Origin of the sequence: Paraburkholderia fungorum, assembly GCF_046027215.1 — a bacterium.
In the GTDB taxonomy this organism is placed as follows: domain Bacteria; phylum Pseudomonadota; class Gammaproteobacteria; order Burkholderiales; family Burkholderiaceae; genus Paraburkholderia; species Paraburkholderia fungorum_D.
On record NZ_JAQQEN010000001.1, the window covers coordinates 108,981 to 124,878 of the forward strand.

General features: G+C 62.5%; 13 protein-coding genes. 2 read left to right on the forward strand and 11 right to left on the reverse strand.

Annotated features, from left to right (window positions below; translation table 11 throughout):
* Nucleotides 1-95 precede the first annotated feature (95 nt).
* Nucleotides 96-836, forward strand: coding sequence for a PepSY-associated TM helix domain-containing protein (locus PQR27_RS00485; protein WP_408521780.1), 741 nt, complete (start codon nucleotides 96-98; stop codon nucleotides 834-836).
* A gap of 681 nt (nucleotides 837-1,517) precedes the next feature.
* On the opposite strand, the gene PQR27_RS00490 is transcribed toward PQR27_RS00485, so the two are convergent.
* From PQR27_RS00490 to PQR27_RS00520, 7 genes are all read right to left on the reverse strand, one after another.
* Nucleotides 1,518-2,540, reverse strand: coding sequence for an XdhC family protein (locus tag PQR27_RS00490; RefSeq protein ID WP_408521781.1), 1,023 nt, complete (start codon nucleotides 2,538-2,540; stop codon nucleotides 1,518-1,520).
* Nucleotides 2,513-3,109: an SRPBCC family protein gene (locus tag PQR27_RS00495; protein WP_408521782.1), complete on the reverse strand. Its 597-nt coding sequence runs from the start codon at nucleotides 3,107-3,109 to the stop codon at nucleotides 2,513-2,515. The genes PQR27_RS00490 and PQR27_RS00495 overlap by 28 nt, the downstream gene beginning before the upstream one ends.
* Nucleotides 3,100-4,374 carry a vWA domain-containing protein gene (locus tag PQR27_RS00500; RefSeq protein ID WP_408525368.1) on the reverse strand — a complete coding sequence of 425 codons (1,275 nt, stop codon included), beginning with the start codon at nucleotides 4,372-4,374 and terminating at the stop codon, nucleotides 3,100-3,102. Before PQR27_RS00500 ends, PQR27_RS00495 begins: the two co-directional genes overlap by 10 nt.
* Nucleotides 4,375-4,379: 5 nt before the next feature.
* Nucleotides 4,380-5,267, reverse strand: a complete 888-nt coding sequence (locus tag PQR27_RS00505; protein WP_408521783.1) for an AAA family ATPase — start codon at nucleotides 5,265-5,267, stop codon at nucleotides 4,380-4,382.
* 129 nt (nucleotides 5,268-5,396) lie between these two features.
* Complete coding sequence (locus PQR27_RS00510; protein WP_408521784.1) at nucleotides 5,397-6,194, reverse strand: FAD binding domain-containing protein; 798 nt, start codon at nucleotides 6,192-6,194, stop codon at nucleotides 5,397-5,399.
* A gap of 22 nt (nucleotides 6,195-6,216) precedes the next feature.
* Complete coding sequence (locus PQR27_RS00515) at nucleotides 6,217-8,601, reverse strand: xanthine dehydrogenase family protein molybdopterin-binding subunit (protein WP_408521785.1); 2,385 nt, start codon at nucleotides 8,599-8,601, stop codon at nucleotides 6,217-6,219.
* Between the two features lie 9 nt (nucleotides 8,602-8,610).
* Nucleotides 8,611-9,111, reverse strand: coding sequence for a (2Fe-2S)-binding protein (locus PQR27_RS00520; RefSeq protein ID WP_408521786.1), 501 nt, complete (start codon nucleotides 9,109-9,111; stop codon nucleotides 8,611-8,613).
* Between the two features lie 327 nt (nucleotides 9,112-9,438).
* Here PQR27_RS00520 and tnpC point away from each other — a divergent pair, with 327 nt between their 5' ends.
* The gene (gene tnpC / locus PQR27_RS00525; protein WP_408521787.1) at nucleotides 9,439-10,857 is read left to right on the forward strand and encodes an IS66 family transposase; all 1,419 of its coding nucleotides are present in this window, start codon (nucleotides 9,439-9,441) and stop codon (nucleotides 10,855-10,857) included.
* Between the two features lie 566 nt (nucleotides 10,858-11,423).
* On the opposite strand, the gene bcaP is transcribed toward tnpC, so the two are convergent.
* The 4 genes from bcaP to PQR27_RS00545 form a co-directional block, all read right to left on the reverse strand.
* Complete coding sequence (gene bcaP / locus PQR27_RS00530) at nucleotides 11,424-12,815, reverse strand: branched-chain amino acid transporter BcaP (protein ID WP_408521788.1); 1,392 nt, start codon at nucleotides 12,813-12,815, stop codon at nucleotides 11,424-11,426.
* A gap of 280 nt (nucleotides 12,816-13,095) precedes the next feature.
* On the reverse strand, nucleotides 13,096-13,752 hold the full coding sequence (gene rqpR / locus PQR27_RS00535; RefSeq protein WP_408521789.1) for a response regulator transcription factor RqpR: 657 nt from the start codon (nucleotides 13,750-13,752) through the stop codon (nucleotides 13,096-13,098).
* A 10-nt stretch (nucleotides 13,753-13,762) separates the two neighbouring features.
* Nucleotides 13,763-14,593, reverse strand: a complete 831-nt coding sequence (locus PQR27_RS00540) for a sensor histidine kinase (protein WP_408521790.1) — start codon at nucleotides 14,591-14,593, stop codon at nucleotides 13,763-13,765.
* Nucleotides 14,594-15,053: 460 nt separating this feature from the next.
* Nucleotides 15,054-15,824, reverse strand: a complete 771-nt coding sequence (locus PQR27_RS00545; RefSeq protein WP_408521791.1) for a ferredoxin--NADP reductase — start codon at nucleotides 15,822-15,824, stop codon at nucleotides 15,054-15,056.
* Between the last annotated feature and the right edge of the window lie 74 nt (nucleotides 15,825-15,898).

A 15,898-nucleotide genomic window follows, 5' to 3' on the forward strand; every position in this document is an offset into this window, starting at 1 on the left:
CGGCACTTCCTTTCGAACCTTCTTTTCCTGCTGGTGTGAGCGTGCGTCGGGCCGTTACGCGCTGGCGATCAACTTGCTGCGGCTGGAGCCTGGATGTGAACGCGCCTGATTCGACAGATATGAAACCTGCTGCGGGTAGCGGCACGCGTTACACCGCTCATGTGGTGGAGCGCGGTCATCATTTGATGGACGATGCGGAGCAGGCTGCACGGCGGCAGCGTTCACGGCGGGCGAACTTCATCAAGTGGTTGCGCAAGGTGCATGGCTGGGTGGGGTTGTGGGGCGCGGTGCTTGGATTGATGTTTGGTGCGACCGGTTTTCTGCTGAACCACCGGGGCGGGCCGTTGAAGGTGTCATCGGGCGAGCCGCAGGTTGAAGAGATGCAGATTGCGTTACCGGCGAAGAAGCTGACTTCGCCGATGGATATGGCGAAGTGGCTCCAGGGCGAGTTGAAAATCGACGGCAAGCCAGGGAAGGCGCGGCGCGAGCCCGCGCATCCGGTTGCCTGGGGGGATCGAAGTACTGTTCAGCCGGAGTTCTGGCAAGTCGGGATTTTTGGGCCTACGCAGAATGTGCAGGCCGAGTACTGGGTGGGGAATGGGTTTGTTGCGGTGAAACGCACGCAGAATTCGTTTCTTACCACGATGAATAATCTGCATCGTGGAGTGGGGTTGAGTGTTGGGTGGGTTTTGTTGATCGATACGATCGCTGGTGGAATGGTATTGCTGTCGGTGACTGGCGTCTTGCTGTGGACTGAGCTTAATAAGCGGCGGGTAGTGGGGGTGGTTTTGGTTGGGGGGTCTTTGGTTGCTGCTGTGGTTTGTGGATTAATGTAAGGGGTGGTTTTTGCCTTTGGCGGCGGCATTGTTTTGGTCGTGCCTACGGCGGTTGGTGTTTCATTTCTTATTGGTTTATTAGCGTTCCCCCTGTGCGGGGGGCACCTACTTTTCTTTGCCGGCCGCAAAGAAAAGTAGGCAAAAGAAAGCGGCTCCAACCGCTAACTCTTAAGCGGCTCTCCTGGCTTGGAGGGGATCGTGGCCCCGTAGAGATTGGGCCTGCGCACCTCCTCGCGTGAGTGACCAGGCCGTCATGCTTCCGGCGGCGCTGCGCGCGCCGAGGCGGTACTTCATAAAACCAATCCGATTGTTGTTTTCGGGCGCCTCGCCGAGGCGAAGCCGATGGTTCCCACCGCGCGCACCCGAAGCACCCGGTTTCCCTGGTGGACCCATCCGCGACGCACGTAGTGTGGAGTGGGAGCGGATGACGGCTGTGTCACAGACCGTTATGGACCGAGGTGTGATCCGTTAATCGCACCACAGTCCCCTCCAAGCCAGGGGACCCACTTAAGAGTTGGCGGTTGGAGCCGCTTTCTTTTGCCTACTTTTCTTTGCGGCCGGCAAAGAAAAGTAGGTGCCCCCCCGCACAGGGGGAACGCTAATAAACCAAAATGAAAACAAGGAAAGGCCAAAGAGGCCAGAACCTGGAAATGCCGCCCGCAAAAGGCAAAAAACCCCTATTTAAACCCCACAAACCGCCCCACCCGAAGCAGCAACCTCCCGCGCGGCCTTAGCGCCCTCAACCTGTAGTAAGGTCGGCAACGACACCCCATTCTTTGCCGCCGTCACCTCGGCAAGAATCGAAACAGCAATCTCCGGCGGCGTCCGACTACCAATATAAATCCCCACTGGCCCATGCAACCGGGCCAGCTCCGTATCGTTCAGATCGAATTCCTTCAACCGCTCACGCCGCGCCTGATTATTCCGTCGGGATCCCAAAGCACCGACGTAAAAAGCCGGCGTCTTCAACGCCTCCATCAAGGCAAGATCATCCAGCTTGGGATCGTGCGTCAAAGCAATCACCGCACACCGCTCATCGAGCTTCATCTCCATCACCGTATCGTCCGGCATGGTCCGAACAATCCTGGTGCCGGGAATATTCCACTCCTCGGTGTACTCCTCACGCGGATCGCACACGGTCACCTGGTAATCCAGTCCCACAGCAATGTGGCACAGATAGCGCGACAACTGCCCCGCACCAATCACCAGCATCCGGTAACGCGGCCCGTGTATCGTCAGCAGCCGCTCCCCGTCGAAATGCACGCCGTCGGTCGCCAACGCAGTTTCGAGCCGCACCACGCCACTCGTCATGTCGACTTCGCGCGCCATCAGCCGGCCGTCCTCGACCGCGTTGCATAGCTCGGCAATGCCGCTTTGCGGCGTCAAAGGCTCGAGCACCAGCTGGATCGTCCCGCCGCAAGGCAAGCCGAAGCGATGCGCTTCCTCAGCCGTGATGCCGTACTTGACCGCCTCCGGGCGCGTCTGCTCGATGCCCTTCCGCCGCACACGGTCGATCAAATCATCTTCAATGCAGCCGCCCGATACCGAGCCTACCACCAGGCCATCGTCGCGCACCGCGAGCATCGCGCCCTCGGGACGCGGCGACGAACCCCACGTCTTCACCACCGTTACCAGTAGCGCGCGATGTCCTTCTTCCAGCCAGCGTGCGCTGGACTTCAGGACTTCGAGATCCACGCTGTCCATGATTTCTTCCTCTTCGTTCCGTCGCCGCCGGACTCCGGGTCCGTGGCCTCATTCGATTCTGTTGCCTGCGGCGCTGCGTCGACAGCAGCACCCGCGCCGTCGTCCGGGACATTGGCGTCGTCTCCGTCGCCACTGACCAGCGCGCCGAAGCGCTTGAAAAATTCGCCAGCGATTTTACGCGCCGCGCCGTCGACAAGGCGCGAACCGATCTGCGCGAGCTTGCCGCCGACCTGCGCCGTCGCCGTGTAAGTCAGCCGGGTTGCGGCGTCACCCTCGGGTTCGAGCGTGACGCGCGTATTGCCCTTGCCGAAGCCGGCCGCGCCACCCTGGCCTTCGAAAACGATGGTGTAGGAGTTCGGTGCGTCGATATCGGTCAGCAGCATACGCCCTTTGAAGCGCGCCTTCACCGGACCCACCGATGCGCTCAGCACCACCGCGTAGGCATTCTCGCCATCGGCATCGATGCTCTCGCAGCCGGGAATCGAGGCGCGCAGGATCTCGGTGTCGTTCAATGCGTCCCACGTGCGCTGCTGCGAAACAGGCAGCGTATGGGTGTCGGTCAGTTCCATCGCGAAGCTCCTGCGGTTGTCCTGGCTGCTGCCGGCATGCGAGGCGCGCGCGTGAGCTGCGCGAGATCGCGGCCGAATGCCGTCAGACTGTCTAGATTATGAACCGGACGGTGCGCGTCGACATAAGGCAGGATCGCCTGCACGCCGCGCGCCTTGGGTGAAAAGCCGCTATAGCGCAACAACGGATTAAGCCAAACGATACGGTGTGCGAAGCGGCGCAGCCGGCACATCTCGATGTCGAGCACGTCGATCGCTTCATGATCGAGGCCGTCGGTCACCAGTAGCACGGTGGCCCGGCCAGTCAGCACGCGTCGCGCCCAGCGGCGGTTGAATTCGGCGAGCGCCGCTCCGATCCGCGTACCGCCGGACCAGTCGACCACCTGCTCGGTAAGCGTCGCGATCGCGACATCGGGATCACGCTCGCGCAGCGCACGCGTCGCGTTGGTGAGACGCGTGCCGAACAGGAACACCTGCAAGCGCTCGCGCGACTGCAAAAGCGCGTGGCAGAAATAGAGCACCGCGCGCGAATAACTGCTCATCGAGCCGGATATATCGAGCAATAGTACAAGCGGCGGTTTGCGCTCGACCACGGCGCGATACTTCCATACCGTCCAGTCGCCGCCTGCCCGCACCGCCTGACGGGCGCTGGCACGCAAGTCCGCATGCGTGCCATGCGACGCGGCCTTCAGACGGCGCGTCGGCTCAGTCGCAAGCGGCAGACGCTGTCCACGAATCAGGTGACGCAAGGTGCGCCATTCATCGGCGGAAAGCGTTTCGAAGTCACGCTGACGCAGCCGCTCTTCCGCACTGAAGGTGACATGCGCGTGCAGTTCGTGCTGCTCCGTCTCCTGAGGCGGCTTGCTATGCGGGGAGGGCGGCGCGCGCACGGCAAGGGCATCGGCGAGACGGTTATTGCGTTTGGGCGGCGGCAGGCCGTCGCGGACTTTCGGCAGCAGTAGCGCGCGCAACTTGCCTTCCCAGTCCGGATCGCGCCAGAACAGATCGAAGGCGGCGTTGAACAAATCGCGTTGATCGGGCGCGGAAATCAGCAGGGCGGCGAGCGCGGCGCGCACGTCGTCGCGTCGGTCGAGATCGATCCAGTGCAAGGCGGCGAGTGCATCGACGGCTTGTGCCGGCGACATCGGCAAGCCGGCGCCGCGCAGCACGCGCACAAAATGGACGACGTTGCGCGCAAGCGTGGGCGTGTCGGCCGTGCTCGCGCCGTTTGCCGAATGCGGATTGCCCGCGCTGGCCGCGTCCGTCATTGCCGCTACCCCGGCGTCGCGAGACACTGCGCGATCTGCGCGGCGTCGACGCGCGCGAGATCGTCCTGATACTTGAGCAGCACCCCCAAGGTGTTCTGCACCGATTGCGGATCGAGTTCCGTCACCGAGAGCGCTTCGAGTGCGCGGCACCAGTCGATCGTCTCGGCGATGCCAGGCGCCTTGAACAGGTCCATGCCGCGCAGCCGATGCACGAAATCGACGGCACGCCGCTGCAATTCCGTCGACGTGTGCGGCGCACGGGCGGCGACGATTTGCAGTTCCCGATCGCGCTCGGGATAGCCGATCCATTGATACAGGCAACGGCGCTTCAACGCGTCATGCACTTCGCGCGTCCGGTTCGAGGTCATCACCACGAGCGGCGGCTGCGCGGCGCACACGGTGCCGTATTCGGGAATCGATACCTGGAAGTCCGAAAGCAGTTCCAGCAGGAATGCTTCGAACGGCTCATCGGCACGGTCGATCTCGTCGATCAGCAGTACACGTCGCGCGCCCGGATGATTTTCGTCAGGCATGAGCGCTTGCAAAAGTGGGCGCTTCAGCAGAAATTCGCTGCGATACAGCGTGTCGTTACCGGGACGCTCGCCAGCGGCCTCAGCGAGGCGCAGCGCCATGATCTGCCGTGGGTAGTCCCACTCGTACAGCGCGCTGGCGGTGTCGAGCCCTTCGTAGCATTGCAGCCGCAACATGGTGGTGCCGAGCATGCCGGCCGCCGCCTTGGCGAGTTCGGTCTTGCCGACGCCCGGCTCGCCTTCGACGAACAGCGGCCGTTCCATGCGCAGCGCGAGATACAGCGCCGTCGCGAGCTCGCGGCTGGCGAAGTAGTTCTGCGTGACGAGTTGGGCGACGGTTTCGTCGATTGAAGCAGGCTGCATGGTGTTCCTGAATCTGCACGGTGAAAGCAAACGGCGCGGCCGACGCGCCGCGCGAAGCGGCTACGTCACGTAATTTCACGTCAACCCGTCACGTCAACCCGTCACGTCAAGCCGCAACAACGCTTACCGCTAGGCGTTCGCCTTCACCACCGCTCGTGCCGCCAGGACCGGAATCAGATGCGCGCGATAGTCGGCGCTGGCGTGCATGTCGGTGTTCAGGTCGGTGGCGGGGACGCTGACCGCGCGTGCCGCCTCGGGCGTGAAATTCGCCGTCAGCGCGCTTTCCAGCTCCGGCACGCGAAATACCGAGGCGGCCGCGCCCGTCACCGCGACGCGCACGCCGTTCGCGAATTTCGCCACGAACACGCCGACCAGCGCAAAGTGCGAAGCCGGATTGCGGAATTTCTCGTACGCGGCCCGCTCGGGCACGGGAAACTCGACCGCGGTGATCAGTTCGTCGGGCGCCAGCGCGGTCTCATACATGCCAACAAAAAAGTCGCTCGACGAGATGCGCCGCCGGTCGGTGACGATGGTCGCATCGAGAGCCATCGCGGCGGCCGGATAGCACGCCGCCGGATCGTTGTTGGCAAGCGAGCCGCCGATTGTGCCGAGGGCGCGCACCTGTCGATCGCCGATGTGCGCCGCAAGATCCGCGAGCGCGGGCAACACGCGCCGCAGTTCAGCGTGATCCGCGACATCCGCATGGCAGACGGCGGCGCCGATCGTGACCGTTTTCGCGTCCACGGTGATCGTTTTGAGTGCGGGAATGCGCGTCACGTCGATCAGTTGCGACGGCTGCGCGAGACGCAGCCGCATGGTCGGCAAGAGGCTTTGTCCACCGGCGAGAAACTTCGCGTTGCTGTCGGCGGTGAGGGCTGCGGCGGCCGCTTTGGGATCCGTCGCGCGTTGATACTCGAATGAATACATGTCGAATGCTCCGCTCAGGATCTCAGTGGGGTTGCGCTGCGGCGCGGATCGCGGACCATACGCGATGCGGCGTTGCCGGCATTTGCAGATCGGTCACGCCGAGCGGCGCGAGTGCGTCGATGATCGCGTTGATCACCGCCGGTGGCGAGCCGATTGCGCCCGCCTCGCCGCAGCCCTTCACACCGAGCGGATTGTGCGTGCACGGCGTGCCCTTCGCGGTTTCGACGGTGAAGTTCGGCAGATCGGACGCGTGCGGCATCGCGTAGTCCATGTAGGAGCCGGATAGCAGCTGGCCGCTTTCATTGTCGTACACACAGCGCTCCAGCATGGCCTGGCCGATGCCTTGCGCAAGACCGCCGTGCACCTGGCCTTCGACGATCATCGGGTTGATCACGTTGCCGAAATCGTCGACTGCGGTGAACTGCTGGATACGGCATACGCCCGTATCAGGATCGACCTCGATCTCGCAGATGTACGCGCCCGCCGGATAGGTGAAGTTGGTCGGATCGTAGAACGCGCTTTCCTCAAGACCGGGCTCAAGCACGTCGAGCGGATAGTTGTGCGGCACATACGCGGCGAGCGAAATATCGGCGAAGGCCTTGGTCCGATCCGTGCCCGCGACGCGGAAGACGCCGTCCTTGAACTCGATGTCTTCCGCCGCGGCTTCGAGCAGATGCGCGGCGATTTTCTTCGCTTTGGTTTCGATCTTGTCGAGCGCTTTCATGATCGCCGAGCCGCCGACTGCGATTGAGCGCGAACCATACGTCCCCATGCCGAACGGAATCCGCCCGGTGTCGCCATGGACGATCTCGACGCTTTCCAGCGCAATGCCGAGCCGCTCCGCGACGACTTGCGCGAAGGTGGTTTCATGCCCTTGGCCGTGACTATGCGAGCCGGTGAATACCGTCACGGAGCCGGTTGGATGCACGCGAATCTGCCCGACTTCGAAGAGCCCGGCGCGTGCGCCGAGCGCGCCTGCAATGTTCGATGGCGCCAAACCGCACGCTTCGATGTAGCACGAATAGCCGAGGCCGCGCAGTTTGCCGTTCTTTTCGGATTCCTGTTTGCGTGCCGCGAAGCCTTTGACGTCCGCGAGTTCGAGCGCACGGTTCAGCGTGGTGTCGTAGTCGCCGGTATCGTAGGTGAGGCCGACCGGCGTCGCGTACGGAAAGGCGCGGATGAAATTGCGGCGACGGATTTCCGCAGGATCGAGCTTCATCTCGCGCGCTGCGGTTTCGACCAGGCGCTCGACCACGTACGTTGCTTCGGGGCGGCCCGCGCCACGATAGGCATCGACCGGTACCGTGTTGGTGAAGACCGCTTTTACCTCGGCATAAATCGCCGGCGTCGCGTACTGCCCGGCGAGCAGTGTCGCGTACAGAATGGTCGGCACGCTCGATGCGAAGGTGGACAGGTAGGCACCCATGTTGGCGATGGTGTGGATGCGCATCGCGAGGAACTTGCCGTCGGCGTCCATCGCCAGCTCGGCCTTGGTCACGTGATCGCGGCCATGCGCATCCGAGACGAAGGCTTCTGAGCGCTCCGCGGTCCACTTGATCGGCCGGCGAATCTTTTTCGATGCCCACGTGAGCGCGACGTCTTCGGCATACAGGAAGATCTTCGAGCCGAAGCCGCCGCCTACGTCGGGCGCGATGACGCGCAGTTTCGACTCCGGCAACGAGAGCACGAACGCGGCCATCAGCAGGCGTTCCACGTGCGGATTCTGGTTCGCGACGTAGACCGTGTAGCTGTCGTCCTGCGGCGAATAGCTCGCGTTGACTGCGCGCGGTTCGATCGCGTTCGGAATCAGGCGATTGTTGACGATGTCGAGCGTGGTGACGTGCGCGGCTTTGGCGAACGCGGCGTCTGTCGCGGCTTTATCGCCGTGGCCCCAGTTGTAGCAGATGTTGTCCGGGACTTCGTCGTGAACGGCGGGCTGGCCCGCGTCGGCCGCGTGCGCGGTATCGACCACGGCCGGCAACACGTCGTAATTGACCTCGATCAGCTCGGCGGCGTCTTTCGCAGCCTTGATCGAATCGGCGATCACGAGCGCGACCTGATCGCCGACGTGGCGCGCTTTCGTGTGTGCCATCACCGGATGGGGCGGTTCGTTCATCGGCTTGCCGTCGGTGCTGTGGATCAGCCAGCCGCACGGCAGGCCGCCGACGTTTTCGGCGGCCATGTCCGCGCCGGTGAAGATGGCGACGACACCGGGCGACTGTTTCGCCGCGGCGGTATCGATGCTGTTGATTTTCGCGTGAGCGTGGGGCGAGCGCAGGAAGATGGCGTAGGTTTGTTGCGGCAGGACGATGTCGTCGGTGTACTGACCGTTGCCGGTCAGGAACCGATAGTCTTCCTTACGTTCGACGGAGGCGCCGATGAGGCTGTGGGTTTCGGGTGCGTTCATCGTCGGCTCCTAGGCGGTGGCTTGAGCGGTGACTGTGGCGTCGGACTTCATGCCTTCCGCGCCTTCGAGCACAGCTTTGACGATGTTGTGATATCCCGTACAGCGGCACAGGTTGCCGTCGAACTGGGCGCGCACTTCGTCGCCGGTGAGGTTCGGTTGACGCTGGACGAGCGAGACCGCGCTCATCACCATGCCGGGCGTACAGAAGCCGCACTGCAAGCCGTGACAGTGCTTGAACGCCGCTTGCATGGGATGCATGGCGCCGTCTTTGGCGAGCCCTTCGATGGTGGTGATGTCTGCGCCTTCGGCCTGGACCGCGAGGATGTTGCAGGATTTGATCGCGCGGCCGTTCAGGTGGACTGTGCAGGCGCCGCACTGGGCTGTATCGCAGCCGACGTGTGTGCCGGTGAGGCGCAGTTGCTCGCGAAGGAACTGGACAAGCAGGGTGCCAGGGTCGATTGAGGCGCTGATGGGCGCGCCGTTCACCGTCAGACTGATGCTGATCGCCATGAAGTGTCTCCTATGGGGTGAGACCGGACCTTGGTTTTTCTTGCCTTCGGTTTTTGTTGCCTTCGGCTGCCTGTTGCTAGGGTCCGATGCGGGGTGCTTCGTTTTTATGGTTCCGCCGAAAAGTAAAGCACAAATTTGACGATGGCGCTATGAGGGGTTTTTTGCCTTTTGCGGCGGCATTTCCAGGTTCTGGCCTCTTTGGCCTTTCCTTGTTTTCATTTTGGTTTATTAGCGTTCCCCCTGTGCGGGGGGGCACCTACTTTTCTTTGCCGCCGCGTAACTATTCAGCTGTTGTAAACCTGAGGCAGGCCGTGCATAGTGAAGGACATGACGAAGATGCCCGACATCAAGGACCTGACACCGGAGCAGAAGGACGCGCTCATCGTTGATCTGGTGAGACGTCTGAACGAGCTTGAGGCGAAGCTTGAGAAGGACAGTCATAACTCCAGCAAACCACCGTCAGGCGATGGGCCCAGGCGCAAGCCGAAGTCATTGCGCGGCACGAGCGGCGCAAAGCCCGGCGCGCAGCCCGGGCACCCGGGGAAGACGCTCAAACGCGTGGCGCAGCCCGATCACATCGAGATTCATCCGGTGGCGCCGGTGTGCGACGCCTGTGGACAGCGGATCGACTGCGCTCACATCACCGTGCTGCCTGAAGGTCGTCAGGTGATCGATCTGCCGCCCACGCGCCTTGAGGTGACCGAGCATCGCGTGCAGATCGCGCAGTGCCGCTGCGGCAAGCACCATTCAGGCGCGTTTCCCGAGGGCGTGAGCCAGGCGGTTCAGTATGGTCCTCAGGTGCGCGCCGCTGCGGTCTATCTGACGCAATACCAGCAGTTGCCGGTTGCGCGTACCGCCCAGGCGCTGGCGGATCTGTTTGGCCTGCATGTGAGTACGGGTACCGTGCAGCACAGCATTGATCAGGCGGCCCGGTTGCTGGCGCCAGCGGTTGAACAGATCAGGCAGACGCTGCGCGAGCAGCCCGTGGTGCATTTCGATGAGAGCAGCATGCGCGTAGGACGCACGCCTTACTGGCTGCACGTCGCCTCGACCGGCGCGTTGAGCTGGTATGGCTCACACCGCAAGCGTGGTAGTGAGGCGCTGGACAGCTTCGGCATTCTGCCTGGCTTTCCGGGAATCGCGGTACATGACGGCTGGGGGCCCTACGCGCGCTACGAGTGTGAACATGCACTATGCAATGCACACCATCTGCGCGAACTGGTCTTTGTGCTGGAGTCCACGGAGCAACCGTGGGCCCAGCAGATGATCGACCTGCTTTGCCAGGCAAAGCGGGAAGTTCAGCTCAGTCAGGCCGCGGGCGCCACAGCGCTGGATGAGCCGCGTCAACGCTACTACAGGCGACGCAACGGGGCACTGCTTGCCCAGGCGCGAAGGCTCAATCCGCGGCAGGCGCGCGAGCCGACCCGCAAGGAACGCCGCGGCAGGGTCAGGCAAAGCTTCCCCTACAACCTGCTCGCGCGCCTGCGCACGCACGTGCGCGAGGTGTGGCGCTTCATTACGGAGTACCGCGTACCATTCGACAACAACCAGGCCGAACGCGATATCCGCATGCCCAAACTCAAACAGAAAATCTCCGGATGCTTCCGCGCAGAGTCGGGCATGCAGGCGTTCTGCACGATCCGCTCCTACCTCGCTACCCTACGCAAACAGGGCCGTTCGCTCATCAATGCGCTGGCCCTGAGCTTCGCGGGGTTCGTCGTTTCGCCTCTGGCTGCTGCTGAATAGTTACGCCGCCGCAAAGAAAAGTAGGCAAAAGAAAGCGGCTTCAAACCGCTAGCTCTTAAGTGGGTCCCCTGGCTTGGAGGGGCTGGTGGTGCGATTAACGGATCACACCTCGGTCCATAACGGTCTGTGACACAGCCGTCATCCGCTCCCACTTCGCACTGCGTGCGTCGCGGATGGGTCCACCAGGGAAACCGGGTGCTTCGGGTGCGCGCGGTGGGAACCATCGGCTTCGCCTCGGCGAGGCGCCCGAAAACAACAATTGGATTGGTTTTATGAAGTACCGCCTCGGCGCGCGCAGCGCCGCCGGAAGCATGACAGCCTGGTCACTCAGGCGAGGAGGTGCGCAGGCCCAATCTCTACGGGGCCACGATCCCCTCCAAGCCAGGAGAGCCGCTTAAGAGTTAGCGGTTGGAGCCGCTTTCTTTTGCCTACTTTTCTTTGCGGCCGGCAAAGAAAAGTAGGTGCCCCCCCGCACAGGGGGAACGCTAATAAACCAATAAGAAAACAAGGAAAGGCCAACGCCGCAGGCACAAGGAAATGCCGCCGCCAAAGGCAAAAACCCCCTTCTATTTAGCCAACTTAGAATGCCTCCGCGAGTAGCCAAAATAAATCACCATCCCGATCAGAAGCCAAACCACAAACGCCACCCAGGTAATAGCCTGAAGATTAACCATCAAAAACAGACAAGCAGCAACGGCGAGCACAGGCACAACCGGCACCCCCGGGCATCGAAACGCCCGCGGCAGTTCAGGATGCGTCCTACGCAAAACAAGAACCGCAATCGACACCATCGAAAACGCAGCCAACGTGCCAATGTTGATCAACTCAGCCAGCACATTCAACGGCACCAGCGCGCCAATCAAACCAAAGAAAATCCCCACCAGCCACGTCGTAAAGAACGGCGTAGCAAACCGCGGATGCACCCGCGAAAGCCGGGCGGGCAACAACCCGTCACGCGACATCGCGAAAATGACGCGGGTCTGGCCGTATGCCATCACAAGAATCACAGTCAGCATGCCCAGTACCGCGCCAAGGTCGATGAACCCCGCCACCCACGGCTGGCCGGCTACCTGCAACGCGTAAGACACCGGGTGCGAGATGTTCGCGAACTGCGCCGACGGCACAATCCCCGTCACCACGGCCGCCACGGCGACGTACAACACCGCGCATACGCCCAGCGAGGCAATAATCCCAATCGGCAGGTCGCGCTTCGGGTTCTTCACCTCTTCAGCCGCGGAAGACACCGAATCGAATCCGATGAACGCGAAGAACATCACCGCGGCCGCACCGAACACGCCGTTCCAGCCGTTGGGCATGAATGGATGCCAGTTCGCCGGCGTCACGTGGAATACGCCAACGCCAATCACCAGCAACACCACAATCACCTTGATCGCCACCATGACGTTGTTGATGCGCGCGGATTCGCGCACGCCAACCGACAGTAGCGCGGTGATCGCCATCATCACGAGGAAAGCCGGCAGGTTGAAGAAGGTCTCGTGCCCCGGCAATGCGCCCGGCGCCGCCGACAACGCCACCGGCAACGCCACGCCGAACCCCGATAGCAGCGATTGCAGGTAACCCGACCAGCCCACCGAAACGGCGGAAGTCGCCAGCCCGTACTCGAGCATCAGGTCCCAGCCAATGATCCATGCGGCCAGCTCGCCAAGCGTCGCGTACGAGTACGTATAGATGGAACCCGCGACCGGAATCGTCGATGCAAACTCGGCATAGGCGAGTGCTGCAAAGCCGCAGGCGACCGCCGCAATCAGGAACGAGATCATCAGCGCCGGGCCGGCCTGTACGGCACCCGTGCCAGTCAGCACGAAAATGCCGGTGCCGATAATGGCGCCCACACCCAGGAAGGTCAGATCGAGCGCGCCGAGCGCCTTTTTCAATCCGGCGTTCTGGGCGCTGGCCGCGAGCATGTGCTCGACGCTCTTCTTGCGAAACAGGGACATTGGCGGGGTCTCCAGTAGTGCACGCGTCTTGCGCGCCGAATGTCGGGAAACCCCGGATTTTAGCGGATACGCGCCTCTGCACCATTTTGGGACGGCTTCTTGGCGACGCGGCAAGCGCGCGGAAACGGCCTGTCGGGTTGAATTCGGGACACGCGTCTAGCGCCGCGCAATGAGAGGCGGCGACGCTTATCCTGGATGAGGGATCAGCTGGGCGGGAATCGCTCTCTTGCGGACAAGGGCCCGCCGTGGCGATCGATTCACAAGTCGGAGTAGAGCGGCTTTAACCCGCCATGGCCGGATTCAGATCGACGAGGCGGTTACTCATCACATAGAACGTCAATTCGGCGTTATTGCGCAGCTTCATTTTCTCGAGCAACCGGGTGCGGTACACGCTGACTGTTTTCACGGAGAGCGACAGCGCCATGGCAATGTCCGTCAAACGCTTGCCCGACGCCAGCATGCATAGCGTCTGGTACTCACGATCGGACAGCTTTTCGTGCGGCAGTTGCTCGCCGTCGAACGAGACGTAGTCGGCCAGCGCTTCGGCCATCGCCGGGCTGACGTATTTGCGGCCCGCCGCGACCTGCTGGATCGCGCCGATCATCTGCGCGGCGTCCACGGTCTTCGACAGGTAGCCAGCCGCGCCCGCCTTCAACGCACGCACTGCATACTGGTCCTCGCGGTACATCGAGAACATCAGCACCGCCACGCGCGGGGCTTTGCGCTTCAGGCGCTTGAGCACTTCCACGCCGTTCATGTCGGGCAGCGAGATGTCGAGCAGCACCACGTCGTAGCTGTGTCTGGCGACGGCGTCGAGCGCTTCGGCGCCGCTTTGCGCTTCGGCGACTTCGCGCGCCACGCCACGGTCGAGGAGCAACTGGCGGACGCCCTGGCGAACCACCGCGTGGTCGTCGGCGAGGAGGATGCGCAGACTCATATCAGTGCGCTCACGATTGCAGCGCGCGGCGCCCGACGCCCGGCGCACTCGCCAGCATCGCATCCCACGCAAAACGCGCGTGCAGAATCGTGCCGCGCGATTCATTGCCGCCGTTAGCGCGGCGGGCGCTGACGCGCAGCGTGCCGTCGAACGCCGCGCAACGCGCCTGCATGCCGCTCAGGCCGAAATGACCGCGCCGCTGACGGTCGTTGCGTGTCACGCCGACGCCGTCATCGGCGACGATCAGCGTCAGGTGGCGGCGGCTGGTTTCGATCCGCACGTCGGCGGCTTCGGCGCGCGCGTGCTTCGCTATATTGTTCAGTGCTTCCTGGGCCACGCGGAAGATGGCAAGCGCAGCGTCGGCGGGCAGGCGGGCGAGCCGCCCATCTGCCGCGCAGACAAAGCTGGTGCGCAGGCGGGTACGCGTCGCGAAGTCGCTGGTCCAATGCGACAGCGCGCGGACAATGCCCGCATCCAGCGACGGCGCATGCAGTTCCGCCACGGCCTGGCGGGCCGCATTGCAGGCCGCATCGAGTGAACGGTGGGCGACGGCCAGCGCGGCGGCGCATTGCGGCGGGGCATCGGTCGGCAGCCAGGTTTCGACGCCCGCGAGGGCAAAGCGCGTTGCGGTCAGCTCGGCGCCGACGCCGTCGTGAAGCTCGCGCGCCACGTGGCGGCAGGCAGCTTCCTGTGCCCGAACCAGTTCAACCGACAGTTCACGCACCTGGGCGCGCAACCGCGCGAGTTCACGCTCGGTGGATGACAGCGGTGTGCCGAGTTCGTTGCGAGCGGCGGAAGGCGGAATGTGCGCGCTGAACGGGACGGCAGTCGACGTATCCATGACTGTCACTGTCAGGAAGCTGTGTGAACGGCGAAGCGGGCACGCATCGGGCGCGCGAAGACGAAAGAACGCATGCGAATCTCCGGCCTCCAGATAGGTCCGTTACCCGCAGTGTGGGACGGATAAATCGCTACGGGGTGATGTAACGAAATTTACATTCAGTAACAAGCAGTTCGGACGATGCAACGCGGTCAAACTGACCGAACATGCGTCGCGATGATATCTTATAAAAAGAAAAAATGCAGGTACACCAAGGGTTAGCGCTTATATCTCATGCAATGGTTGATGTTCGGCGCCGCAAGCCGTGTAGGAATAATACCGACGCCAAATGTCAGGGCCGCAGCCAGAATTTGTAACCGCGCAACAGACCTGACCCGAGCCATCGGACGCAATAAAAAAGGAGCCCGAAGGCTCCTTTTTCAATCCGTGCACAGCGTTAGCTGCCAGTCACAAGAGACGCTTAACCCACGAACGCCTTTTCGACCACGTAGTGACCCGGCGAATTGTTGCTGCCTTCCTGGAAGCCCAGCTTGTCCAGCAGTTCACGCGTGTCGCGCAGCATGTGCGGGCTGCCGCACAGCATGATGCGGTCGTTTTCGAGCGAGAAGCCCGGCACGCCGAGATCGGCGAACAGCTTTTCGGTTTCGATGAGTTCGGTGATACGGCCACGGTTCTGGAACGCCTCGCGCGTCACCGTCGGGTAGTACAGCAGCTTTTCCTGCACCAGCTCGCCCAGGTGCTCGTGCGCCGGCAGGTGGTCGGTGATGTATTCCTTGTACGCCAGTTCGTCGACGAAACGGCAGGTGTGCGTCAGGACCACGCGCTCGTAGCGCTCGTAAATGTCCGGATCTTTAATGATCGACATGAACGGCGCGAGGCCCGTGCCGGTGGAGAGCAGCCACAGCGTTTTGCCCGGCAGCAGGTTGTCGGCCATCAAGGTGCCGACCGGTTTCTTGCCGATCAGAACCTCATCGCCGACCTTCAAATGCTGCAAACGCGACGTGAGCGGGCCGTCCTGCACCTTGATGCTCAGGAATTCGAGGTGCTCTTCGTAGTTCGCACTCGCGAGGCTGTAAGCGCGGATCAGCGGCTTGCCATCGACTTCGAGGCCCACCATCGTGAATTGCCCGTTCTCGAAACGGAACGACGGATCGCGCGTGCAGGTGAAGCTGAAAAGCGTATCGGTCCAGTGATGGACGCTCAGGACGGTTTGTGGATTCAGGTTGCTCATGGCTTCTTGGATAGTGCGAAAACAAGGGCGGCCAGTCGTTTAGCCGGCCGGCACGGCAAGGGCGATGCTGCGCT

Coding starts and splice junctions, on each gene's coding strand:
- rqpR (WP_408521789.1), bottom strand. CDS start 13,752: ATGAGTCTGCGCATCCTCCTCGCCGACGACCACGCGGTGGTTCGCCAG.
- PQR27_RS00540 (WP_408521790.1), bottom strand. CDS start 14,593: ATGGATACGTCGACTGCCGTCCCGTTCAGCGCGCACATTCCGCCTTCC.
- PQR27_RS00520 (WP_408521786.1), bottom strand. CDS start 9,111: ATGGCGATCAGCATCAGTCTGACGGTGAACGGCGCGCCCATCAGCGCC.
- PQR27_RS00490 (WP_408521781.1), bottom strand. CDS start 2,540: ATGGACAGCGTGGATCTCGAAGTCCTGAAGTCCAGCGCACGCTGGCTG.
- bcaP (WP_408521788.1), bottom strand. CDS start 12,815: ATGTCCCTGTTTCGCAAGAAGAGCGTCGAGCACATGCTCGCGGCCAGC.
- tnpC (WP_408521787.1), top strand. CDS start 9,439: ATGACGAAGATGCCCGACATCAAGGACCTGACACCGGAGCAGAAGGAC.
- PQR27_RS00545 (WP_408521791.1), bottom strand. CDS start 15,824: ATGAGCAACCTGAATCCACAAACCGTCCTGAGCGTCCATCACTGGACC.
- PQR27_RS00495 (WP_408521782.1), bottom strand. CDS start 3,109: ATGGAACTGACCGACACCCATACGCTGCCTGTTTCGCAGCAGCGCACG.
- PQR27_RS00515 (WP_408521785.1), bottom strand. CDS start 8,601: ATGAACGCACCCGAAACCCACAGCCTCATCGGCGCCTCCGTCGAACGT.
- PQR27_RS00505 (WP_408521783.1), bottom strand. CDS start 5,267: ATGCAGCCTGCTTCAATCGACGAAACCGTCGCCCAACTCGTCACGCAG.
- PQR27_RS00510 (WP_408521784.1), bottom strand. CDS start 6,194: ATGTATTCATTCGAGTATCAACGCGCGACGGATCCCAAAGCGGCCGCC.
- PQR27_RS00500 (WP_408525368.1), bottom strand. CDS start 4,374: ATGACGGACGCGGCCAGCGCGGGCAATCCGCATTCGGCAAACGGCGCG.